Here is a 23,127-nt window from a genome sequence, read left to right as displayed (position 1 = left end):
CACACTCCTTATTCTTCACTATGTAATTCTTCGGTTACAACCGTTTGATTTTCTTCAATAATCCCACGCTCTAATGCTTTCCACGCTAGTGTTGCACATTTTATCCTCGCAGGAAATTTTGCCACGCCACCTAACATTTGAGCATCTTTCAAGACTTTTTTCTTCTCGCCAATATTTTCACCTTGCACCAACTCTAAAAAGTCAGCAATGATTTCAATGGCTTCTTTTTCGGTTTTTCCTTTTACCGCGTCAGTCATCATACTGGCACTTGCCATACTGATTGAACAGCCATGACCGTCAAAGGCAATCTCATCAATTACCCCATCTTTCATCGCAAGTTGTAATTGAATCACATCCCCACACGTTGGGTTATTCAATTCAATTTGGCTAGTCGCTTCATCCAATACCCCTTTGTTGTGTGGGTGATTGGTATGATCTAAAATAACTTGTCGATAAAGATTGTCTAATCTAGATAAAGCCATCTGAGAAAAACTCCTTTGCAGCGATGATTGATTCAACTAATGAATCAGCATCTTCTTTTGTATTGTAAAAATAAAAACTTGCTCTTGCTGTTGAATGAACAGCCAAATAGCGAAGCAATGGCTGAGCACAATGATGTCCCGCTCGAATCGCCACGCCTTGCATGTCTAGTGCGGTTGCCAAATCATGCGGGTGCACGCCTTTAATGTTAAAGGCAATCACACCAGTATGTTTACTCGCATCTCTTGGCCCATATAACTCAAACCCATCAATCGCTAGTAATTTTGGCAACACATACTCGACTAGTTCCTGTTCATGTTTTGTAATCGTATCTAAACCAATCTCTTCCAAATACTTGATCGCACTTGCTAATGCTATCGCACCAGAAATATTCGGTGTGCCGGCTTCAAACTTATACGGCAACTCTGCCCATGTGCTGTAATCATCATAGACAAAATCAATCATCTCACCACCAAACTCGATGGGTGACATGTTTTCAAGCCAAGTTTGTTTGCCATACAACACGCCAATACCAGTTGGCGCACACATTTTATGACCACTAAAGGCATAAAAATCGCAATCCAACTCTTGCACAGATACTGTCATATGAGGGGTTGATTGCGCACCGTCTACAACCATCACAGCACCGACTTCATGAGCCAATTTTGCTAAGTCTTTGACAGGATTCACCACACCTAAGACATTCGATGCATGGGCAATCGACACAATTTTCACACCGGATACGATTTTTTCTTTCGCATCAGCCATATCCAACTCACCGTCTTCAGTCAAATCAATGTAGATGAGTTCGGCTTGTTTGCGTTTAGCTAGCTCTTGCCACGGCACAATATTTGAGTGATGTTCCATGCGACTAATCACAATTTTGTCACCAGGCTCAACAACTAACTCACCAAGTGAACATGCCACCCAGTTTAATCCAGTTGTCGTCCCTCGTGTAAACAACACTTCTTTCACACTACTCGCATCAATAAATGCTCGCACGGTTTCTCGTGCTGCTTCATATTGACTTGTCGCACGTTCTGCCAATGTATGCACACCACGATGTACATTTGCATGACTGGTTTGCATATATGTCACCAAATCATTGATCACAGGTGTTGGCACATGTGTTGACGCAGCGTTGTCTAAATAGACAAGTGGCTCATCATTTACTTGTTGAAAAAGAATTGGAAAATCTTGTTTGCGTTTAGATACAGTCATTTAATCAGCCAGCTTTCTATCAATTACTTGAACAAACTCCTCTTGAACAGATTTAACAGGGATTGACGTAATCACAGACCCTAAGAATCCACGTGTTACCAATCTTTCTGCTTCTTTTTGAGGAAGTCCTCTACTCATTAAATAATATAATTCTTCTGGGTCAAGACGACCAGCACTTGCTGCGTGTCCTGCCGTTACTTCAAATTCATCAATTAATAAAATCGGGTTCGCGTCACCACGCGCTTTATCAGATAACATTAACACACGACTTTCTTGTTGTGCGTCTGCGCCTTTTGCTCCTTTGATGATGTGGCCAATTCCGTTAAAGGTTAACGTACTTTTCTCACGAATCACACCATGTTGTAAGATGTGACCAATTGAATGTGACGCTCTATTTGTCACACGTGTGTCGATTCCTTGTATTTGGCGACCTGTTGCAATTGCGACCACTTTCACTTCCGCATGAGAGCCTTCGCCCACCAGTTCAGAATCAAAATCAGCGACAACATTTCCGTCACTCATTAACCCTAACGCCCAGTCCACAATAGCATCACGCATAATGTATCCACGACGATTTAAGTATGTGTTAACTTCTTTTCCTAGACGGTCAATAGCGGCAAATTTTACTTTTGCTCCTGGTCTTGCAATCACTTCAACCACGATATTTGCTGCTAATTTTTCAGCTGTTTCGCCAACTGATTGGAATCTTTCCAAGTATGTTAACTCACTGTTATCATCCGCTACGATTAAGACATGTTTTACCATGGCACTGCTGTCGTTTAATTGGTGATAAAATAGTGATTCAAATGCGTCTTTTACAACCACATTTTTTGGCACGTATAAAAATACCCCACCGTTTAAAAAGGCTGTATGGAACGCAGTTAATTTATCTTCGTCACTTGGCACAGCTTTTGTCATGAAATATTTCTCAACTAAGTCGCTGTGCTCTTTCATTGCCGTAAAAATATCAGTAAAAATCACGCCTTGTTCAGCTAATTCGACTGGCATTTGTTCAAAATAAGTCGTTGTGCGACCTTGAATGATTAATGGGTTATCTTCTAGTTCTGTAAAAGAAGGCAAGATTTCCTCATTAATCACTTCATTGTTTAATTCACCGACATTCATTAAAGGCCAACGATGGTATTTTACTCTCTCAATCGCTGGTAATTCTAAGTCATCGATTTTATTTAACGCCTCTTTACGACGTTCTAACATCCATTGTGGTTCTTCCTGACTAGCTGAAAATAATGTCACGTCGTCAAGATAATCAGTTACATTTGTAGATTTCATTTATCTTGCCTCCTTCATTATTCTTCGTTTTCTTCGTAATCAATTCCTAATTCTTCACTGATTCCTTTGTATCCTTCTTCTTCAAGACGTTTCGCTAAATCAGCGCCACCAGTCATAACCACACGGCCATCCATCATAATATGAACCACATCTGGCACGATATAGTTTAATAGACGTTGGTAGTGAGTGATGATAAGTGACCCAAAGTTATCCCCACGCATTTCATTGATTCCTTTTGATACAACTTGTAAGGCATCAATATCAAGACCTGAATCGATTTCATCTAAAATCGCAAAGGTTGGTTCTAACATTAATAATTGAAGAATTTCATTACGTTTTTTCTCTCCACCTGAGAATCCTTCGTTTAAGTAACGTTCAGCCATCTCTTCTGGCATATCTAATAACGCCATTTTGTCATCTAATTTATCTAAAAAGTCCATGACTGAGATTTTGTCATCATCAGCACGTTTTGCGTTCATTGCCGCACGCATAAATTCAGCGTTTGTAATTCCTGGAATTTCACTAGGATATTGAACGGCTAAAAATAGACCAGCACGAGCTCGTTCGTCAACTTCCATTTCTAATACGTCTTCACCATCTAAAAGAATTTCTCCTTTAGTGACAGTATAATTTGGATTTCCCATAATTGCTGCAGATAAAGTTGATTTACCTGTTCCGTTTGGGCCCATGATCGCGTGAATTTCACCCGTTTTCATGGTTAAGTTAACACCTTTTAGTATTTCTTTTTCTTCTATTGATACATGCAAATCCTTTATTTCTAAAACGGACATGTTTTTCCCTCCAAATTATTACTTTATTAAAAATATACTCTTTATTAATTTTAACCTAATTGAGAATGGACTTCAATTTAAAAGTGTTTAAATTACGTCTTATCTTGAAAAAAGGCAGATAATAATTACTCTTATTTAATATTTCTATCAAATAACAAAAAAATGCAGACAATATTGTCTACATTTCTTTTTTTAAGATTCATGCACTGGGTCGTCTAATTCTGCTTTTGATTTATCTCCCAGCGCAATCGCCCATTTCAACAATATTGGGGCAATCACTGTGGTAAAGATAATGACTAAAACTAAAGACGCATACATTCCTTGATCGATAAAGCCTTTTTCAAGTCCTAACGCAATCAAGATTAATGCCATCTCGCCACGTGAAATCAGACTCGCACCAATAATAGCACTACTATTGTTATCAAATTTCTCGATTTTTCCTCCAAGGAACCCACCGATAAATTTAGTAAAGATAGCTAGTACGCTAAAGACAATGATTAATAACATGTTTTCACCTAAACCATCTAAAACAAGTTTTAATCCAATGCTTACAAAGAATACTGGTGCAAATAATGCAGAAGTAATACTGGTTACTTTTCTTTCAACATATTCGGCAAATGGTGTTTGTGAGATTAAAATACCAGCAAAGAAAGCACCGATAATATCTGACATACCAATCCAATCAGCTAAGAAACTGAGTAGGAACACCATGATTAAAGAAAAGGCAACGTCTCGTTCTGGAACGATAAAGTATGACAACCCTTTAAGGATAATTGGTAAAATATATTTTCCGAAGATATAAATAAATAGGAAGAACAACACATTTTTAAAAAGAAATGGTAATACATCTGCAGTAGTTGTATTGGGGTTGACTAGATTTAAGACTAAGTTCAACAAGATAACGACGATAATATCGTCTAAAATAGATGATCCGATAATAATGGATCCTTCCTTAGTTTGTATGAAATTTAACTCTTTGAGTACCTGAATGGCGATACTTAGAGAAGTTGCTCCGAAGATTAGGCCAATAAACAGTGAAGTGTCTTGCGAATAATTAAACGACCTTGAAGCAAAGAAAAATACGGCGAATGGGATTAATACCCCTAGAAGACCTGTGATGAGAGAAGGTTTAAAATACTTTTTTAATATCTTCAAATCACTTTCCACACCAGCAATAAACATTAGAAGAATAACTCCCAAGTGGGATAACAACTCAATTGATGCATTGTTTTGTATGATGTTAAAAACAGATGGTCCTACTAATATCCCAACAATCAAACTCCCGACGACTGATGGAAGCCCAAATTTCATTGCAATGCTATCTGCTATTTTTGTAAATAAAATAATTAACCCTAAAGTTAACAAAATATCCATAATCTACCTCTTTTCATTTTTTATTTCGTTATACGAACGATTCCATAATGTTATCATTGACATGTTTTAGTTACACCTCGCTTTATTTTTCTTAATCAAACACTATATTGTATTTTAATCGTATAATAAAATAGGATGGGTTTCAAGTTTGAACTCTTACTGATTAATAAGACGTGGTTTCACGCATAAAAAATAAGTAGCAATAACCACTTGCTACTTATCCTTATAACTATTATTGAGTTACCACTGTAATAGTGCCTTTCCACTTCTCATTAACAAAATCAACAATTTTTTGATCATGTAATACGTCAACCAATGCTTTTGTTTTTTCTGAATCTTTGTCTTCTGTACGAACCGCAATAATATTGGCATATGGTGAATTGTTATCTTCCACTAAAATACCATCTTTTTCTGGGTTCAACCCAATCCCTTCAGCAAAATTAGCATTAATAGCCACTAAATCGCCCTCTTTGTTTTGGTATGTTGTTGCCATCATCGCTGGATCGATGTCATATTTGAAAACTAATTTTTTCGGATTTTCTGAAATATCATCAAATGTGGCAGTTGTTAAATCAACACCCTCTTTTACTTTCACAAGTCCTGCTTCTTGAAGCATCCCAATCACACGACCCCAGTCAGTTTGAGAGTTGCTAACTAAAATGGTCGCACCATCTTCTAAGTCTTTGATGTCTTTAATTTTTTGTGAGTATAGTGCCATTTTTTCTAAATGGATTGCTCCTGCATTAGTAAAATCATACCCTTTTTCTTTAACTTCTTTTGTGAAGTATGGGATATGTTGGAAATAGTTGGCATCAATTTCTTTTTCAGCCAACGCTTTGTTCGGCAAGATATAATCTTGGAATGTCACAATTTCTAAGTCATACCCTTTTTCTTTTAATAATGGTTTTGCTTCTTCTAAAATTTCCGCGTGTGGTGTTGGAGACGCACCGACTTTAATCACCTTGTCATCTTTACTTCCGCTGCCTGACGCACTATCTTTTGTGTTCCCGCTATTGCCACATCCAACCAACGTTAAAACAGCCAATGCTGCCACGCCTAATTTAATCCATGTTTTTTTCATTTCTTTTCCCCCTAAATGTTAATTTCGTTTATCTGTTAATTTTACTAATAAATCACCTAACCATTGTAAAATAAACACAATGACTAGAATTAATACCGTTGCGACCATGATAATGGTGTGTTTGTTCCCCATGAATCCACCTTGATAAGCAAGAGAACCCAGTCCCCCTGCCCCGATTGCCCCTGCCATAGCCGTAAAGCCAATCATCGTAATGGTGGTCACTGTGATACCAGAGATTAATGCTGGCACACTTTCAGGAATTAAGACTTTAAAAATAATTTGCAATTGTGTGGCACCCATTGCTTCACTAGCTTCAAGTACGCCTGGATCTACTTCACGAAACGCAATATCGACCAACCTTGCATAAAACGGTGCGGCTGAAATGACTAAAGCTGGTAATGCTGCTGTTGGGCCTAACATTGTGCCTATCAATGCTTTTGTGATAGGGAACAATAAGATAATCAAAATAATAAATGGTATCGAACGGAATGTGTTACTGATAATTGAGACAATTCCGTAAAGTGTCTTACCAAGTGGTTTGTTGCTTTTTCCGAAATAGTAAAGCATTAGACCAATGATAAGGCCGATAATTACCACAAAAAATGTTGAGACAAACGTCATATACAATGTTTCTTTTGTGGCTTTGATAAAATCATCGACATTAATTTCACTAAAATTAAAATACGTTTCTATTAATCCTTTTTCCATGTTAAATCACCTCAACTCCTACGCCATGTTGTTCAAAATAAATCAAACTCTCAGACACCGTTGCCTCGTCACCTGTCAATTGCACAAGCATTGTTCCAAAAGATGAATGATTTGCTTGTCTAAGGCTGGCTTGTAAAATATTGACGTTGATGTTGTATTCATGAATGACTTGCGATATAACCGTTTCTTTTGCTTTATCTCCCTCAAAAATCAAGCGAACTAATAGCCCCTCAGGATAATGTTTCACCAAGTATTGAATCGCTTCTTCGTTTTCTTCGCTGTCTTCTTGAATGTCTTGTTTGATAAATCTTGCGGTCACTTCATGCTCTGGGTGTCTAAAGACTGATAAAGTATCTCCTGTTTCAATCACACTGCCTGTTTCCATGACAGCGACTTTGTTACAAATCTTGCGAATCACATTCATCTCATGCGTGATTAACACGATGGTTAAGCCAAGTTGTTTGTTGATGTCTAACAATAAATCGAGTACTTCTTCGGTTGTTTGTGGGTCAAGAGCACTTGTTGCCTCATCACATAATAAAATCTCTGGGTCATTTGTTAGTGCTCTAGCGATGCCGACACGCTGTTTTTGTCCACCTGAAAGTTGACTTGGATAAGCATTTTCACGGCCTTCAAGACCAACTAGTTTAATCAACTCGCGTGCTCTTGCTTCTCTTTCAGCTTTTGGCACATGACTAAATTCTAAAGGTAGTAACACATTGTCTAAAACCGTTCTCGACCATAACAGGTTAAAATGTTGGAAAATCATCCCAACTTTTTTTCGGTAATCTCGTAAACTTTTTCCTTTTAATTTCGTGATATCTTCACCATCCACTTCGATGATGCCACTTGTTGGTTGTTCTAATAAATTCAATAAACGAATTAATGTACTCTTACCTGCTCCTGAAAAACCGATTACCCCAAAAATGTCGCCACTTTTTATGGATAAATCAACATGTTTGACTGCTTCGACCGTTTGTTTTTTGGTCTTATAAGTTTTACATACATCAATTAACTCTATATTACTCATGATGTTGCCTCCTATATCTTGATAACAAAAAAAGCTTCCGTCCTTTATCTACTTTACATAAGTAAACAAAGGACGAAAGCGTTGTTTCGTGTTACCACCTTTTTTCATTATTACCTCACGATAATAATCTTACCCAGTACGCAAGCGAGTCGCTTTAAATACTGTTGTCCGGTAACGGGAACTCCCGAAAAATACTAGCAGTAGACGCTCATACTTTTATGCTCAAAGACCATCTTCTATTTCCTTCTTGTTCCTCTTTCTCACCATCCGAGGTCTCTTTATACAATCCAAAAATATACTCTTCTTTTCAAAGCAATGATTTATAAGGCATATAATAACAAATGAAAAAATGCCTGTCAACAATTTTATTCGTCATTTTTTATAATTATGACTACTTAGTTTACGTTGCTATTCTACCCTAATCATTGTAAAATATAGTAGTAGTAATACAGTAGCGTTTACAAATATTATTTGAAGGAGCTAATTTTATGAATTTAGCAAAATATGTCGATCACACGTTATTAAAACCAGATGCCACAAGAGAGCAAATAAAAACATTGTGCGAGGAAGCCGCAGAATATGATTTCGCCTCAGTTTGTGTCAATCCTTTCTGGGTAAGCTATGCAGCAGAAATTTTAGCTGATGCAAAAGCAAAAGTGTGTACAGTTATTGGGTTCCCTCTAGGAGCAAACACAACAGAAACCAAAGTATTTGAAACAACAAATGCTATTGAAAATGGTGCAGAAGAAATTGATATGGTGATTAATATCGGTGCACTAAAAAATAAAGAATACGATATCGTAGAACAAGATATTGCAGCAGTTGTTAAAGCAAGTCATCCAAAAGCGATTGTAAAAGTAATTATCGAAACATGTCTTTTAACTGACGAAGAAATCGTTAAAGCATGTGAATTATCTGTATCAGCAAATGCTGACTTTGTTAAAACATCAACAGGATTCTCAACTGGTGGTGCAACACCTAAAGATGTGAAACTAATGAAAGACACGGTTAAAGACAATGCATTTGTTAAAGCATCAGGTGGCGTTCGCTCTAAAGAAGATGCCTTCACGATGATTGAAATGGGTGCTGACAGACTTGGAACAAGTTCTGGAATCCTTTTAATAAAAGAAGACTAAAACATAAAAAAGTCGATCAATTCTTGCTAATAACAAGATTTGATCGACTTTTTATTTTAGTAATCAAATTGTCGATAGTAACGGCGGATGTCTAATGGATGACAATTTAGTTTTTCAACATAAGCGTCTATACGTTGTGTCACACAGTGCATTAGTAAATATGATAAGACACGTCCTCTATTTTTCTCACTTATACCATCCACTGGATAATCTTTTGTGTCAATAAAAGTATAATTAGCACAAATTCGAGGTAAAAGATTTTTTACACGTTCTGATAACATACGCTGCTCATCTTCTCCTAAAAATAATGTCACAGGAGTAGTTTCATCAATAACTTCTAAAGTGCCATGTAAAAATTCAGCAGAATGAATTGATTTAGAACGTAACCAACTTTGTTCTTCCCAATAACACATTGCATATGAGTATACTGCCCCCCACTGGTTACCTGCCCCTATAAAATAATGCATTGCATCATGACGATGTTTTTGTGCAAATTCCAAACCAAAACTATCTGCTTTCTTTTCAGCCTCAACTAAACCTTTCGCTAAATAGTTATCTAATTCAGCATAGTACTCTTCATAGTCATCAAAGTCGCCATTTCTATTCATTAAACGATCAGCTACCATGAAATATTTAATTTGTTCTGTTCCTAATGGTTCGTAACAAACAACGTAATCACATAATTCAGCTAAAATACTCCCTGCTTTATCAATAAACCCAAGTAGTGTTGCACCGACTTCTTTCATTTCTTTCACTGCACGAACAACCTCTTGTGTCGTACCAGTAACTGAAGATAGAATGACTAAAGATTTTTCAGTTAATCGTCTATTTCCCGTTGTATAATACTCTGCTGCATGTTGGACATAAACTGGTAAATCACTTCTCCCATTCATATATGTTACTGCTTGCATACCCGAAGCATATGTTCCACCAATTCCTAAGTAAAACACATTATCAAAACCTTCATCCCACACTTTATCGATAATTTCTTCAACAGTAGGTCTTAATTCTAAAGCACCCTGTATTGTATCAATTTGTTGTTGTTCATTAAATTTTAGCATATTTTTATCCTCCTAATAATCTTGTTTTATTAAAATTTATTATCCTAAAATGCCATACCAAGTCAGTAAGACACCGATAATTGCTGCTCCTAAAATTTGCCATAATACATTAACTTTTCGTTTATTGAGTTTATAGAATATATATAAAACTACTAAACTCATTAATCCTGGCATCATGCCATCTAATATGTTTTGTAATGTTTGTGCTTCATCTCCACTACCTAACTTCAAAGTAAAGTTAATCGCAACCATTTCATTTGTCATGGCTCCAATCACCATTACTCCTAAAATAGATGCAGCTTTTTTAAAGGTCTCCATTAACCCAGACTCTTGAATCTTAGTTAGATATCCTACTCCTAATTTATAACCTGACATCACACCATAGTATCTTAGTAAGTAAGCTGGAATATTGTAGAGTAACAGGAACAATATTGGGCCCAGGATATTTCCTTTTTCTGCAAGAGAAACAGCTAGTCCTGTTGCTATTACACGAATGGTTCCCATGAAAATAGAATCACCAATTCCGGAAAGGGGACCCATTAATGCTGTTTTAATCGAACTAATTGAAGAAAGATCAAAGTCATCACTGTTAGCGTTTGTTTCCTCCATTGAAGCAACAACTCCACCTATAAAAGGTACAATTTGTGGTGTACAATTGAAAAATTCCATATGTCGTTCTAAAGAATTAGCATACTGCGCATCATCTTCTCCATACAATTTTTTCATAAGTGGCGACATCATATGAGCAAAAGCTAAATGCATTTGCCTCTCATAATTCCAACCAAATTCCATTGGCAGTGAGCGCCAAAATATACGCATTAAATCTTTCTTCGTTACTTTTTTTTCATTAGAAGTCATCATCATCTTCCACCCCTTGACCTGTTATCGTATTTGTCATTGAATGTGAACCTGTATTATTAAATTTCATTGTTATAAAAATCAGCACCAATCCAAACATAGCAACCCCTAATACTGGAACATGGAGATACGATGACAATAAAAATCCTAAAAAGAAGTATGGAATAATTGATTTATTCAAAATCATTTGTAATAAAATTGCGAATCCGATTGCGGGTAATAAGTTTGCAGAAACTTCTAAACCGGTAATAATTTTATCTGGTATCATGGAAAGGACATGCTCGATTTGTGAGCTACCTAGATAAAACCCAAGGAAGCATAGTACACCGCGTCTAGTACATTCTAATAAACCAATCGTCCACATAGATTTGGTGATACCTCTAGCATTCCCTTCTGAAGCTGCACGATCTCCTGAATGGGCAATCATTGGAAATATAATACTTAATAAGTTCCCAATAGCTAAAGACAACATTGCTATTGGCATGGCTATAGTTATTGCTGCTCCAACTCCTTGCCCTAAACTAATAGCAAAAGCAGTTCCTAATACGCCACCAACAATCACATCAGGTGGTAAATAAGCTCCAACGGATATTGCTCCCATAAAAATTAATTCTAATGAAGCACCAATTATAATCCCTTGTGTCAAATCACCTAAAACTAATCCTACTAATGGCCCCATAATAATTGGACGATTTAATAAATTTGATCCAATAGCAAAATCCATAGGTCCTAAAAATCCAATTAATCCGATTAACAGTGCAGGCACTATATCTCCCATATTTAATTCCTCCTTAGTTTAACGTTTTCTTCAAAAAATCAATTGCTCGTTTATCCACATCAAAAGGATGAGCAAAATATCTACTTTGCGCAAACTCAAATGTTAAATTTCCTGCATAACCGTTATCATGTAATCTTGATATATCCTCTAGAACATCTCTTGTACCTTCTCCCCAAGAAAGATGACCAGTGGGATTACCATCAACAAAATGGCAATGTCTAATACTATCTGGAAATATTCGGTAATAATCGTCAATTGTTTCGTTAGCTCGAGACATCGCTCCAAAATCTATATTAATAAATACATTATCACTACCCATTCCTTGTATGTATCGTTGCAAATCAGACAACGAATTAACTATGTTTGATTCTTCTGGCTGAAGAGCTTCAAAAACAATTGCTACATCAAACTTTTTAGCAAAATGTGCTAGATAACTCATGTTCGACATAGATCTTTTAAAAGCCTCATCTATGTTTTCATTATAAAAATTCCATCCTGAATTCATTGATATGTAAGGACTTTCCAATTCAGAAGCTACCCGAATCGTATTTTCAAAGTAACTAATGGCTTTTTTTTGTAGTAATTCATCTTTCGCTGCAAGATTGTACGGCTTTGGGTTACTCTGTTCTGGCGTCACACATATAGTTTTTAAACCATATTTTTTCTGTTTTTTTAAAAATCGTTTGGTATCTTGGTAAGTAAATTGATTAATATCAAAATGCTGAGTACATGTCCATAATTCTAATTGTGTAATGCCATTTTTATTAAGCGACTCGTAAAAATATTCTATAGGGTAATAACGATAATAATAATTCATCCCTGCTATCCTTGAAAACCAATCAAATTCACTCATTTTAAATAACATCACTTGCCATTATTTTTTTATCAGATGGAACTTGTCTTATTTCTACTTCAACATTGTTAGCTAATAACTCATGTATTAAATCTTTCTCATGCGATGTAACATTTACTGCTTTAGAAATATTTTCCTTATCTGTGCTGGCCTTAGTTCCTCCTAAATTAATTTGCTTAATATCTGGATAAGCTTTAGCTAATTTATAAGCATCTTCTATCGATTCAACAACAATGAACAATTTATACTTATCAGTTACCCCACTTTTCAGTGCTTTAATTGAGTCCTCTATATTTTTTATAACTAACTTAACTCCTTGTGGTTTAGCTAACTTTATTGTCGTTTTTCTTAAATCGTTATTAGGGACATCATCATTAGCTATTAAAATACAATCTGTTCCTAAATCTTGTGTCCACGTAAAAGCAACTTGTCCGTGTAATAAACGGTGATCAACTCTTGTCAGTAATATCATGTAAATCCCTCCTAAAATTCTTCTTCTTTAACTTGTAATTCATTTTTTAAAATGTTATTACAAAATTGAATGGATACTTTACTATTTGATAATGCTTCATTTATGCAGTCTTCTAATGAGTGAACAAATTCAATTTGTGTGACCAATTCAACAAGAAAAGGGAGATTCATCCCTGCCACTAAAAAGAAATTTGAATTACGGATATATTGCAAAAATTCATTATTCACACTACCGCCAAAGATATCTGTAACTACAATAATTTCTTTTTCTTGATTATTATTTATTATCTCACTTACTTCACTAGCTAAATCAAATGACTCTTCTGTATAACAATCTAATGCTTCAATATTTGTTTGTTTACCACAAATCAGTTCTAAAGATGATAAAATACCTGAAGCAAAGGACCCATGAGATGCTAGAATAATTCTTCTTTCCAATGTTCCACCTCCTTACATAAAAATAAAAGCAAATAGCATGCCAAAAATAATCGGCAAACTATTTGCTTTTTAAAAATCAGATTCAATCATTGATATATCAGATTTTTTGAAAATAATATCATAAACGTAGGCTACTTCTGAATTTGGTACATTGACACTATAATCACTTTCTATGACACTAAAGGCTTTTTTAATCAAAGATAACTCTCTTTGATGACACTGAGCTAATTCATCATATTGACTATATGTTTCTATAGGAATATTTCTAATTAACCTTTCAATCAAACAACTAATATGAACATACAATGCTATTTTTACATTATTACCTAATAATAGATTAAAAAGAAACTCTATTTCTCTAAAAAAATCTTCTATTTCATGAATCACTTTATCCGTATCTAAAATTGTTACAGACTGAATCACCTTCTCTAAAGAAAATGAGCGAATAATTCGTTTATTGAACAAGTCTTTTTCTTCTTTCGTCATAACAGAGGATAAACCATCCATCAATCGATTTGTATCTTGACCTGAGATCAATTCCTCAAGTGAGACATACATTAAATTTTCTATGTTTGGATTTTCTGTTCCTACAATACCTAAGACATCGTAGACTGAAAAAATAGTGTCGTCTTTTTTGTTTACATGTAAGGATTCATAGGAATAAGGCATAATCTTCAAGTCGCATGATACTGGTAAGCTCTTTTCTAATAGTTGATTAATTTGTTTAGCTGTACCTATACCCGTTTGACATACAGTTAAAAGTACTTTTTTTCTATTTTCTTGAGGATAGATGATTTCCCAATCTAATTTTGCTGAATCAACAGATTGTTCAATCATTTCCTCAAAAGGTAATTTTTTCTGTATATTTTCTCCTATAGACAACGCTAATGGTGTACTAACATTATTGACCACAATAATAGGTGTCTCAATTTGCTTGGGGAAAAACTGATATAGTTCCCTTAATGATCCCATGTCAACAAGAATAATCAATCCGTTTGATAACTCATTTTGCGTGCAATAGTTTATAATTTCTTCTGAAATTTGTTTCGTAGTAGTTTCAAGAGGCATGTCAAACGCTTCAAAAATTTCTTTCTCCAACAAACGATTCACAACATTTGAAATACTACTTGCTGTTGCATAACCGTGAGCAACTATAATCGCTTTAGGTATTCCTTGTTCTTTTTTCCAATCAATTTTTTTAAAATATAGTGTTAAAATAATATAATCCATTAAAGCAATATCTAAATCGATAAGAGGCTGACAAATATTTAGAATGCGACTAACATAATGATAACTGTCAGGGTATAAAGATTTAATTTCTTGATTAAGATGAGCAATACTTTTCGATAATTCATCATTTTCTGGATACCATTTTGTTGAACCTCGTTGTAATAAATAGTAACTTAAAGCGTATACACTGTTGCCGTTAAATTGGATGCCATAAGCTGTTCTCATTTGACGAAATGTTTCTCTAATATATTGTGTAACATATACTAGTAACTCATACTGTGAATAACGTTGTTTTGAAAAAAACAATTCATCAAACAATTTATTTATATGTTTCTTTATCTCTTCTTCACAAATTGATAAATCTTGATGATTTTCACGATAAATTAAAAGTACTTTTTCAAACGTCTCAATAACACCTTTTTGAGTTAATTGATTTATTTTTATCATTTGTTGCAAAGTAGTATCTGACTTAATTAATATCTTGTTTTCATCAATATTATAAACTAATTGCTCTGTATCCCTTAACAAATAACTTGGTAAGTAATGTATAGAAATATTAACAACTTGCTCTGATTTTTGTTCCATAAATGCTTTTGCAACTGTTACTTTAACGCAATTTTTCAACTCACCTATATTCCCTTTAAAATGATTTCCAGCTAAAAGATTTATTACTTGAGACGAAATACTAATATCTTTTTGAATAATATGTCTTTCTGAGATAAAAAAAGAATAGATTAATTCGATTCGTTCATTTCGGCTTCTTTCTTTAATGGATGGTAAAGTTATTTGAATAGGAATTCGTCGTATAAAGGTTGTTAAAAAATTACTTTCAAGATCTTCTGTAGTAGCAAAAAATAATCGTGTATTTATATGGAGCGGGTGGCTATTATCACCTACTCTATATATAATATGCTGATCTAAATATGTGAATAGTTTTTCTTGCGCTTCAGCATTTAATCGATGAACCTCATCCAAAAATAATATTCCCTCGTTTGCTGATTCAAATATTCCTTGTTGCGTTTCATTAGCTCCTGTAAATGCCCCTTTAACATAGCCAAATAAATTACTTGTTAGAAGTTCTGGATTATTCGCATATTGAGCACAATTCAATGTAATAAACGGTGCATCTTCTTTAAGAATATCATTTTCAATACAATATTCATAAACCAATTTGACCAGATAACTTTTCCCAGTACCACTCTCTCCTGTAATAAGAACAGGTAAGCCATTATTAGGATAAGCTAATGACATTTTTATTTGGTCTATCGCTCTATTTAGGCTTTGATTATATCCAATCATTAATGAAAAGAAATCTCTTTCTTTTTTAAAATAAGGCTTCTCATTTAATATCTCTTGAAAAGAAGAATAAACATTCTTCTTCAGCTTAAAATTTTCTTCTTCAAATGTTTTTTTACTCAAATAAAAAACTGGTCTAGAGTTAACTTTGATAAGTTTTCCCTCTGAAGTTAATTGATTTAGATAGTGACTGATTGTATTTCTTTTCACATTAAATATTTCAGCAATTTTTGATGCAGTGAATACATCACTTACATAATCAAAACTAAAAAATGAGGTTTGATTATCTAAATAAGCTATTATTTTTTTTTTCATCAGCTTACCTCCCAAGAATAATCATACAATAAAAAAGTATAGAAATCAGTTTAAAATAACTAATCTCTATACTAAACCTACATTAAAAATCTTGTTTTCTTGCTTTACGTTTGCTTCTATTTGATTGACGTTGCTCGATTTTACGTTTTTGTTTTTGATCATCGGCAATTGCGTAACGAATTTTTTTCTTGTAACCTGGTTTGACTTTTTTCTTCTGTTTTTTCACCATACCAATCATCGTTGGGTCTAATTGTTTTTGCGTACGTGAACGTTGCTCACGACGATTTCGATCATAATGATCCACAATTTCCCCTTTTTTGATGGTTTTTGGTTCAAATCGAATGCCAAGTTTTTCTAATTCAGCAAGTGCCGCTTCATCTTTTGGCTCATATAACGTGATGGCAATACCTGGAAGTCCATTACGACCAGTACGGCCCACGCGGTGAATAAAGAATTCTAGATCTTTTGGAATTTCCGCATTAATCACATGAGAAACGCCTTCAATATCAATCCCTCTAGCAGCTAAATCTGTCGCCACGACAAATTGATAATCTAAGTTTTGAATGCTTTTCATCACACGTTTACGTTCACGTGGTGGAATATCCCCATGAATCTTCGCTACTTTCAAGCCTTTTTCTTTTAAGAAATCTGTGATTTCATCGACTTTTTGTTTCGTGTTCGCAAACACCATTGCTAAAAACGGGTGGCCAATCGTTAATAAATCATACACGACTTGCTCCACGTCTTTACTTTTTGTCGAGATAACCCAGTTGTCAATCGTATCAGAAATAACAGACGTGGGTTTGATATGTTCAACAACAGGATTGTCCATGTATTTTTTCAAAAATGGTTTTAATTTCACTGGAATTGTCGCTGAGAAGACTAACATTTGTAAATTACCAGGTAATGTTGCGGCAATTTTATCGACATCTTCTAAAAATCCCATGTCAAGTGTCATATCCGCTTCATCCACGACAAAAGCAAATGCTGTATGTGTTTTTAGTGCACCACTTTCGATTAAATCTAAAATACGACCAGGCGTTCCAATCACTAAATGTGGTTGTTGGTTTGCTAACTTGTCCATTTGGCGTTTTTTATCTGTTCCACCAACATAGTTGCTCACACGTAACTCATCATCATAGTGGCCAGCCAATTGACTGGCTGCTTGATAGATTTGTTCTGCTAACTCACGACTTGGTGCTGTGATAATGACTTGAACTTCTTCTTTTTTGGTATCTATTTTATTCATCAGTGGTAATAAAAACGTGTGTGTCTTTCCTGAACCTGTCTGTGATTGTCCAACAACACTTTTTCCTTTATTTATCACTGGAATCAATGTCTCTTGCACTTCTGTTGCTTCTTTAAATCCTATTTCGTCTAATGCTTGGATTAAGTTATCGTTTAATCCGAATTGGTTAAATTTTGTCATTGTATTCACCTTCCTTTACGTTCCTTTGGCATTATAGCACAGTTTCAACTAAAAAAATAATGTTAAAATGACGAATATAAAGGCAGTATATAAAATAATGGAATAAGTTAATGATGTTGTCGCAAATTCTGCATCCGCTCCGTAACCTTTTGCTAAAATGGGCAACGCATTTTGAACTGGCATGGCAGATTGTAAAATAAAGACTTTTAACATCAAACTAGGCACAGGAATAATAAAAGATAATCCATATACCACAAGCGGTGAAATAATATAGCGACCAAGCATCACACCTGCGACATCTTTATCCATTTTTAAATTTTTAAATCCTGTTTGATAAATGATAATGCCAATCACAAAAAGAGACAGAGCGGTTGTCATCCCACCAACATAAGAAGAAAAATCAATCATCGGTTTTGGTACAGCCATATCTGTCAACATCCATAAAATTCCAACAAAAAACCCTAAAATAGCGGGTGACAATAATTGCTTCAATAATTTTTCAAAACTAAAATTGGCTTTTTCTAAACGGTTATCTGGGTTATCTCGACTAATCAACATAATACCAACTGTAAAGAAAAACGTGGTATTACAAATATAGTAAAGCAACGCATAGGGAATCGCTTTTTCACCAAAAATAGCCATATTAACAGGTAATCCCATAAAAATAGTATTAGCCGCCGTAAACATGGTGCGAAACGATCCCTTACGCGTATCTGGTACACGTGTAAAACGAGAATACACCATACTAATCAAAAACGTCACAATAATCGAGACAAATGGTAATGCTAATCCTGTGAATAGCTCTAAAAATTCTGCTCGAGTAAATTTTTGTGTCATATTTAAAAACATACTTAAAGGCAACGTGATATTTAACACTAATTTTGAAAATACATTAGCGATATGATTATCAAACCATTGTTTTTTAGTCAGCATATAGCCTAAAAAGATAATCGCAAATACCACTAAAATATTTAAATACGCCGTAATCATCTAATTGTTTATCCTTTCATTTAGATAATAACGTGGCAATCGATCCGTTAAGCCACACACGATTTCATAATTAATCGTGCCAATAAATTCTGCGGCATCATCTAACGTATTTTCTAGTGTGCCATTTTTGCCAAAAATCGTCACCGGTGTGCCAACATCATAACGTTTAGGCAGACGAATCATGCATTGATCCATACACACTCGTCCCACTATTTCAGCATATTCTCCATCAATAATCACCTTATAACCTTGGAATTGTCGAATCAATCCATCCGCATAACCAATGGGAAGTGTGCCAATCCATTCTTCCTTTTCAGCAGTATAAGTCGCACCATACCCAATTTTTTCTCCGGCAGACACTTGTTTAACATGGATTAGCTCGGTTGTAAGAGACAACGCTGGTTTTAACTCATAAGGCAGATCAAGGGCTTTCCCTGAAGGATTTAAGCCATATAATGCATCACCAAAACGAATCAAATTACTATTCCACGCATCATGCCATAAAGCTGTCGCCGAGTTTGATGTGTGAATGTAGCGAATCTCTAGATCAGAGAAAATATCCATTGCACGAGTAAATCGTTGTTGTTGCAATTCAAAATACGTGGTGTCTTTTGTATCTGCACTAGAAAAATGCGTGAAAATACCATCTAACGTCATGTAATTGGATAAAACAAATAATTCTTTTGATTGAACCATTTCATCTTCATCTCTTAATCCAATGCGTCCCATCCCTGTATCAATTTTTAAATGCACACTTAATGGATTCATCATAGGCTTTTCTGCTAGAGTCTCTTCAACTTGTTTTAGCCATTCAAGTGAAGGTGCAGTTAAAGAAATGCTTTGTGAGATAGCTAAATCGATATAGTTCGGCGACACATAACTCAATACTAAAATTGGTAACGTGATGCCGGCTTCTCTTAATTCCAGTGCTTCATCTAAATTAGACACACAAAAACCTGTTGCACCGGCTTTTTCGGCTGCTTGCGCGACTTTGATTGCACCATGACCGTATGCATTGGCTTTAACGACTGCAAATAAGACTTGTTCATCATTCAATCGAGCTAATTCTTGTTTAATATTGTATTCAATGGCAGATAAATCCACCACAACTTGACTTGGTCTATGTGTACTTTCTATCATGTTACGTCACTCTTTTCTCTGAAATTTATTAAAAAAGAAGGATAATTTAAATTATCCTCCTACCATGTCACTATTTTTTAGGAATAACACCTATCCCGATTGATTTTTCACCAAGATGTGTTCCAATAACTGGACCGAAATCACATAAAATGACTTTTAATTGGCTATCTCTTTTTAGCATGTCTTCTTTTACGTGTTCTGCTACCTCTATGTTATTGCAATGGATCACATAAAACATACTATCATGTGGTTTACTTGGCACTTCCTCAAGCACAATATCAATCACGCGAGACAAGGCTTTTTTCTGAGAACGAATTTTTTCTGATAAAATAATGTCACCGTCTTGGAAACGTAAAATAGGTTTGATTTTTAATAAGGTTCCAATAATTGCTGCCCCATTTTTTAACCGTCCACCACGAACTAAGTGATTTAAATCATCCACGACAATATACCCTTCTGCAAATCGTCTCATTTCTTCTAAATGTTGAATAATCTCTTTAGGGTTTGCTTCCTTATGTTCAGTCATCTCCAAAGCGACTTCAACCATTCGACCCATTGGACCACTTGTGATATAAGAATCAAATGGATAAATATCGATGTCAGAAAAATCTTTTGAAATACCATTTAATGTCGTAATAAATCCAGATATCCCAGTTGATAAATGAATACTAATTACTGCATCATATCCTGACTTAGCTAATGTTTCGTAAAGTTCATAAACTTCACCCAGTGCAGGTTGGCTAGTTTTAGGAAATTCTTTGGCTACTTTTAATTTTTCATAAAATGCTTCGTCTGTAATATCAATTCCTTCTTGATAAACGACATCATCAATAATTAATGGAACAGATAAGACAAATAAATTTTCATGATCTAGGTACTGCTCTTGTATATAAGCGGTGCTATCCGTCACTATTGCAATCTTCATTGTATTTCCTCAATTCTATTTACTACGCTAAGTTCACAACTTACATTATAGGTTTCTTAGAGTTTAAAGTAAAGTCTGAACACTATTTTATTTACTGAAAAATTTCTGTATGGCTTGCTTATTCATTTCTTCATTGATTTCCAAGACACTTCCGGCGTAGTCATAGTAACCATTTTCCCACGAACCTTCGACTGGGACTGTTAGGATTTCGAGAGATTTATGTGAACTGAATAAATAACTACTTCCAACCGACAGATAAGTAGACAATGGAACGTCGGTTTGTGTGTACCCAACAACTGCCCCAAGCATCTCTGGTAACTTCCAAGCATGAAGTGGACTTGTTGCTTGTTTGGTGATAGCACTCATGACTTGTTGCTGACGTCTCACGCGACCAAAGTCTCCTTCAGCATCTTTTCTAAAACGAGCATATTGCAAGGCTTCATGACCACTTAAATTAGTCTGCCCTTTTTTAATCACTGTTCCTTCAACTTCTAAATCTTTTTCAGCTGTAATTGGCAAGCCACGTGGTGCTAACACGTCAATAATTTTAGGAAACGAATCAAAATTAACGACCGCATAATATTGAATCGAAATACCAAAATTATTTTCAATCGTTTGTCTCACCATCTCTGGTCCACCATACGAATACGCTGCATTAATTTTATTGTATTCAAGCCCATCTTGCGTCGGTATCCCAACAAACGTATCGCGCATGATTGACACAATTTGTGGTTGTTTGGTTTTTTTATTGTAATGTGCAATCATAATCGAATCCGAACGTCCTTGATCTTCGCCACGAGAATCACTACCCAATAATAAAATATTGACACTATCATTTTGACTCTTTTGACCCTTAAATGCTGTCATTTCAAATTCTTTGTTGTCTTTATCCATTTTCGCTGTGAAATACCCTTTAGCATACCCAACACCAGATAAACCAATTAACGCAACGAGTACGATTAACACCCAAAAGCCCCAAGATTTTTTCTTCTTTGGTTTCTTTTTCGGTGGAACGCCTTTACTTGTTGGTGGTTGTGCGTCACTAGGTTGTCGTCTGTCACTTTTTTTATCTTTTGTTTCATGTTTTTTTGCTTCTTCTTGTCTTCTTTTATCCATCCGAGACATGCCAGGCATAATATTCTCTCCTTATCATAAAGAAAAGATACCCTCTATCTAGTTGGTAGGATATCTTTCAAGTTTCTTTCTTATACTTCTATTTGATTTTATTCTAAATTTTAAAAACCAAAGAAATCATTAAATTCAATTGTAATCACTTTGTCTAAACTAATCGTGATCGATTCGACAAAATGAGGCTGATTCATTAATTTTGCTATTGTGTCGGTTAACTTAAAAATAATAGGTGAAAAATCACCAAACTGCGTCTTCAAACAAATAATTGAAACATATTCATCATTTGACATTAAGGTAAAATGAGCTGCATACTTATTATCAAATACAATCTTCCAATCATGCATTGTGTGCCATGTCATACTAAATTACCTCCACTTTTTCATCTATTATAGCACAAAAAAAATCAACAGTCTGTTAGATTACAGTCTGCTGATTCATTGATTATTTCGCACGTTTCATGTAGCTTCCTTCAGACGTATTAATTTCTAATTTATCGCCTACTTCGATAAAATCAGGAACGTTGACTACTAAGCCTGTTTCCATTGTCGCTGGTTTACCAGAACCTGAAACAGTTGCCCCTTTAATTGAAGGTTGAGTTTCTGCTACTGTTAACACAACAGATGTTGGTAAAGATACGCCAACTACTTCTGTATCGTAAAATTGGATTGATACTTCCATGTTGTCTAACAAGTAGTTTAATTCATGTTCAATCACTGATACTGGAATTTCATATTGTTCATATGTTTCTAAGTCCATAAATACTGCCATATCATCTTGGATATATAAGTATTGTACAGCTTTTGTATCAATATGTGCTTTTTTTACTTTTTCATCAGGACGCATCGTTGTTTCAACGGTTGAACCTGAACGTAAATCTTTTAGTTTCATACGCATAACCGTATTACCTTTACCAGGTTTATGATGGCTTGCTTCTAAAACTTTGATTAATTTACCATCTTTTTCAAATGTGTTTCCTGCTCTTAAATCAACTGCTGATATCATTTTTCAATCTCCCTTAATAGTTACTAACCGTATCATAGCATAAAATGAACCATAATAAAATATTCTTGTGGTAAAAACGACTAAAAAACACGTCCTAGA

At 34.9% G+C, this 23,127-nt stretch carries 23 protein-coding genes and 1 other annotated feature; of the genes, 1 reads left to right on the top strand and 22 read right to left on the bottom strand.

What is annotated here, in order from left to right:
• Window positions 1-8 precede the first annotated feature (8 nt).
• The 8 genes from sufU to DW196_RS00580 form a co-directional block, all read right to left on the bottom strand.
• A complete protein-coding gene (sufU, locus tag DW196_RS00615; RefSeq protein ID WP_071456945.1) occupies window positions 9-482 on the bottom strand; it encodes a Fe-S cluster assembly sulfur transfer protein SufU in 474 nt (157 codons plus the stop codon).
• Window positions 469-1,701, bottom strand: a complete 1,233-nt coding sequence (locus DW196_RS00610) for a cysteine desulfurase (protein ID WP_118249560.1) — start codon at window positions 1,699-1,701, stop codon at window positions 469-471. The genes sufU and DW196_RS00610 overlap by 14 nt, the downstream gene beginning before the upstream one ends.
• Complete coding sequence (gene sufD, locus DW196_RS00605) at window positions 1,702-2,991, bottom strand: Fe-S cluster assembly protein SufD (RefSeq protein ID WP_118249559.1); 1,290 nt, start codon at window positions 2,989-2,991, stop codon at window positions 1,702-1,704.
• Between the two features lie 17 nt (window positions 2,992-3,008).
• Entirely contained in the window at window positions 3,009-3,782 is a 774-nt protein-coding gene (sufC, locus tag DW196_RS00600) for a Fe-S cluster assembly ATPase SufC (RefSeq protein ID WP_071456948.1), read from the bottom strand.
• Between the two features lie 192 nt (window positions 3,783-3,974).
• Window positions 3,975-5,156: a cation:proton antiporter gene (locus DW196_RS00595; RefSeq protein ID WP_118249558.1), complete on the bottom strand. Its 1,182-nt coding sequence runs from the start codon at window positions 5,154-5,156 to the stop codon at window positions 3,975-3,977.
• Between the two features lie 232 nt (window positions 5,157-5,388).
• Window positions 5,389-6,237, bottom strand: a complete 849-nt coding sequence (locus tag DW196_RS00590; RefSeq protein WP_118249557.1) for a MetQ/NlpA family ABC transporter substrate-binding protein — start codon at window positions 6,235-6,237, stop codon at window positions 5,389-5,391.
• An 18-nt stretch (window positions 6,238-6,255) separates the two neighbouring features.
• Window positions 6,256-6,945, bottom strand: coding sequence for a methionine ABC transporter permease (locus DW196_RS00585; RefSeq protein WP_071456951.1), 690 nt, complete (start codon window positions 6,943-6,945; stop codon window positions 6,256-6,258).
• A gap of 1 nt (window position 6,946) precedes the next feature.
• Window positions 6,947-7,975: a methionine ABC transporter ATP-binding protein gene (locus tag DW196_RS00580; protein ID WP_118249556.1), complete on the bottom strand. Its 1,029-nt coding sequence runs from the start codon at window positions 7,973-7,975 to the stop codon at window positions 6,947-6,949.
• Window positions 7,976-8,040: 65 nt separating this feature from the next.
• Window positions 8,041-8,295: a binding site (T-box leader), on the bottom strand.
• 168 nt (window positions 8,296-8,463) lie between these two features.
• Here DW196_RS00580 and deoC point away from each other — a divergent pair.
• Window positions 8,464-9,111 carry a deoxyribose-phosphate aldolase gene (deoC, locus tag DW196_RS00575; protein ID WP_118249555.1) on the top strand — a complete coding sequence of 216 codons (648 nt, stop codon included), beginning with the start codon at window positions 8,464-8,466 and terminating at the stop codon, window positions 9,109-9,111.
• 56 nt (window positions 9,112-9,167) lie between these two features.
• Here the strand turns inward: deoC and DW196_RS00570 are convergent, their stop codons facing one another.
• The 14 genes from DW196_RS00570 to efp form a co-directional block, all read right to left on the bottom strand.
• Entirely contained in the window at window positions 9,168-10,172 is a 1,005-nt protein-coding gene (locus DW196_RS00570) for an SIS domain-containing protein (RefSeq protein ID WP_071456954.1), read from the bottom strand.
• Between the two features lie 39 nt (window positions 10,173-10,211).
• Window positions 10,212-11,033, bottom strand: a complete 822-nt coding sequence (locus tag DW196_RS00565; RefSeq protein WP_199566553.1) for a PTS system mannose/fructose/sorbose family transporter subunit IID — start codon at window positions 11,031-11,033, stop codon at window positions 10,212-10,214.
• Window positions 11,020-11,808: a PTS sugar transporter subunit IIC gene (locus tag DW196_RS00560; RefSeq protein ID WP_199566552.1), complete on the bottom strand. Its 789-nt coding sequence runs from the start codon at window positions 11,806-11,808 to the stop codon at window positions 11,020-11,022. The genes DW196_RS00565 and DW196_RS00560 overlap by 14 nt, the downstream gene beginning before the upstream one ends.
• Before the next feature lie 13 nt (window positions 11,809-11,821).
• On the bottom strand, window positions 11,822-12,661 hold the full coding sequence (locus DW196_RS00555; RefSeq protein ID WP_158563483.1) for a sugar phosphate isomerase/epimerase: 840 nt from the start codon (window positions 12,659-12,661) through the stop codon (window positions 11,822-11,824).
• 1 nt (window position 12,662) lies between these two features.
• Complete coding sequence (locus tag DW196_RS00550; RefSeq protein ID WP_071456957.1) at window positions 12,663-13,133, bottom strand: PTS sugar transporter subunit IIB; 471 nt, start codon at window positions 13,131-13,133, stop codon at window positions 12,663-12,665.
• An 11-nt stretch (window positions 13,134-13,144) separates the two neighbouring features.
• The gene (locus DW196_RS00545; protein ID WP_071456958.1) at window positions 13,145-13,570 is read right to left on the bottom strand and encodes a PTS sugar transporter subunit IIA; all 426 of its coding nucleotides are present in this window, start codon (window positions 13,568-13,570) and stop codon (window positions 13,145-13,147) included.
• 69 nt (window positions 13,571-13,639) lie between these two features.
• Entirely contained in the window at window positions 13,640-16,411 is a 2,772-nt protein-coding gene (locus tag DW196_RS00540) for a sigma 54-interacting transcriptional regulator (protein WP_118249553.1), read from the bottom strand.
• Between the two features lie 82 nt (window positions 16,412-16,493).
• Entirely contained in the window at window positions 16,494-17,840 is a 1,347-nt protein-coding gene (locus DW196_RS00535; protein WP_118249552.1) for a DEAD/DEAH box helicase, read from the bottom strand.
• Between the two features lie 48 nt (window positions 17,841-17,888).
• Window positions 17,889-18,830 carry an AEC family transporter gene (locus tag DW196_RS00530; RefSeq protein WP_118249551.1) on the bottom strand — a complete coding sequence of 314 codons (942 nt, stop codon included), beginning with the start codon at window positions 18,828-18,830 and terminating at the stop codon, window positions 17,889-17,891.
• Window positions 18,831-19,970, bottom strand: coding sequence for an alanine racemase (alr, locus tag DW196_RS00525; RefSeq protein WP_118249550.1), 1,140 nt, complete (start codon window positions 19,968-19,970; stop codon window positions 18,831-18,833). It abuts the gene before it with no gap.
• A gap of 70 nt (window positions 19,971-20,040) precedes the next feature.
• The gene (locus tag DW196_RS00520; protein ID WP_118249549.1) at window positions 20,041-20,895 is read right to left on the bottom strand and encodes a DegV family protein; all 855 of its coding nucleotides are present in this window, start codon (window positions 20,893-20,895) and stop codon (window positions 20,041-20,043) included.
• A gap of 87 nt (window positions 20,896-20,982) precedes the next feature.
• Window positions 20,983-22,029, bottom strand: coding sequence for an LCP family protein (locus DW196_RS00515; protein ID WP_233541896.1), 1,047 nt, complete (start codon window positions 22,027-22,029; stop codon window positions 20,983-20,985).
• Between the two features lie 101 nt (window positions 22,030-22,130).
• The gene (locus DW196_RS00510) at window positions 22,131-22,385 is read right to left on the bottom strand and encodes a hypothetical protein (RefSeq protein WP_118249548.1); all 255 of its coding nucleotides are present in this window, start codon (window positions 22,383-22,385) and stop codon (window positions 22,131-22,133) included.
• Window positions 22,386-22,467: 82 nt separating this feature from the next.
• Window positions 22,468-23,028, bottom strand: a complete 561-nt coding sequence (efp, locus tag DW196_RS00505; protein WP_071456965.1) for an elongation factor P — start codon at window positions 23,026-23,028, stop codon at window positions 22,468-22,470.
• Window positions 23,029-23,127: the final 99 nt, after the last annotated feature.

This window comes from Vagococcus sp. AM17-17 (assembly GCF_003471765.1).
Classification (GTDB): domain Bacteria; phylum Bacillota; class Bacilli; order Lactobacillales; family Vagococcaceae; genus Vagococcus; species Vagococcus teuberi.
Note: the sequence above shows the minus strand (reverse complement) of the source record. Positions and strands in the feature narration are given on the sequence as shown.

Excerpts from the sequence above, each read along its gene's own strand:
- DW196_RS00530 (WP_118249551.1), bottom strand. The coding sequence starts at position 18,830 with ATGATTACGGCGTATTTAAATATTTTAGTGGTATTTGCGATTATCTTT.
- sufD (WP_118249559.1), bottom strand. The coding sequence starts at position 2,991 with ATGAAATCTACAAATGTAACTGATTATCTTGACGACGTGACATTATTT.
- DW196_RS00550 (WP_071456957.1), bottom strand. The coding sequence starts at position 13,133 with ATGATATTACTGACAAGAGTTGATCACCGTTTATTACACGGACAAGTT.
- DW196_RS00560 (WP_199566552.1), bottom strand. The coding sequence starts at position 11,808 with ATGGGAGATATAGTGCCTGCACTGTTAATCGGATTAATTGGATTTTTA.
- deoC (WP_118249555.1), top strand. The coding sequence starts at position 8,464 with ATGAATTTAGCAAAATATGTCGATCACACGTTATTAAAACCAGATGCC.
- DW196_RS00535 (WP_118249552.1), bottom strand. The coding sequence starts at position 17,840 with ATGACAAAATTTAACCAATTCGGATTAAACGATAACTTAATCCAAGCA.
- DW196_RS00555 (WP_158563483.1), bottom strand. The coding sequence starts at position 12,661 with ATGAGTGAATTTGATTGGTTTTCAAGGATAGCAGGGATGAATTATTAT.
- DW196_RS00510 (WP_118249548.1), bottom strand. The coding sequence starts at position 22,385 with ATGACATGGCACACAATGCATGATTGGAAGATTGTATTTGATAATAAG.
- DW196_RS00565 (WP_199566553.1), bottom strand. The coding sequence starts at position 11,033 with ATGATGACTTCTAATGAAAAAAAAGTAACGAAGAAAGATTTAATGCGT.
- efp (WP_071456965.1), bottom strand. The coding sequence starts at position 23,028 with ATGATATCAGCAGTTGATTTAAGAGCAGGAAACACATTTGAAAAAGAT.
- DW196_RS00590 (WP_118249557.1), bottom strand. The coding sequence starts at position 6,237 with ATGAAAAAAACATGGATTAAATTAGGCGTGGCAGCATTGGCTGTTTTA.
- alr (WP_118249550.1), bottom strand. The coding sequence starts at position 19,970 with ATGATAGAAAGTACACATAGACCAAGTCAAGTTGTGGTGGATTTATCT.
- sufU (WP_071456945.1), bottom strand. The coding sequence starts at position 482 with ATGGCTTTATCTAGATTAGACAATCTTTATCGACAAGTTATTTTAGAT.
- DW196_RS00610 (WP_118249560.1), bottom strand. The coding sequence starts at position 1,701 with ATGACTGTATCTAAACGCAAACAAGATTTTCCAATTCTTTTTCAACAA.
- DW196_RS00580 (WP_118249556.1), bottom strand. The coding sequence starts at position 7,975 with ATGAGTAATATAGAGTTAATTGATGTATGTAAAACTTATAAGACCAAA.
- DW196_RS00570 (WP_071456954.1), bottom strand. The coding sequence starts at position 10,172 with ATGCTAAAATTTAATGAACAACAACAAATTGATACAATACAGGGTGCT.
- DW196_RS00585 (WP_071456951.1), bottom strand. The coding sequence starts at position 6,945 with ATGGAAAAAGGATTAATAGAAACGTATTTTAATTTTAGTGAAATTAAT.
- DW196_RS00595 (WP_118249558.1), bottom strand. The coding sequence starts at position 5,156 with ATGGATATTTTGTTAACTTTAGGGTTAATTATTTTATTTACAAAAATA.
- DW196_RS00515 (WP_233541896.1), bottom strand. The coding sequence starts at position 22,029 with ATGCCTGGCATGTCTCGGATGGATAAAAGAAGACAAGAAGAAGCAAAA.
- DW196_RS00540 (WP_118249553.1), bottom strand. The coding sequence starts at position 16,411 with ATGAAAAAAAAAATAATAGCTTATTTAGATAATCAAACCTCATTTTTT.
- DW196_RS00520 (WP_118249549.1), bottom strand. The coding sequence starts at position 20,895 with ATGAAGATTGCAATAGTGACGGATAGCACCGCTTATATACAAGAGCAG.
- sufC (WP_071456948.1), bottom strand. The coding sequence starts at position 3,782 with ATGTCCGTTTTAGAAATAAAGGATTTGCATGTATCAATAGAAGAAAAA.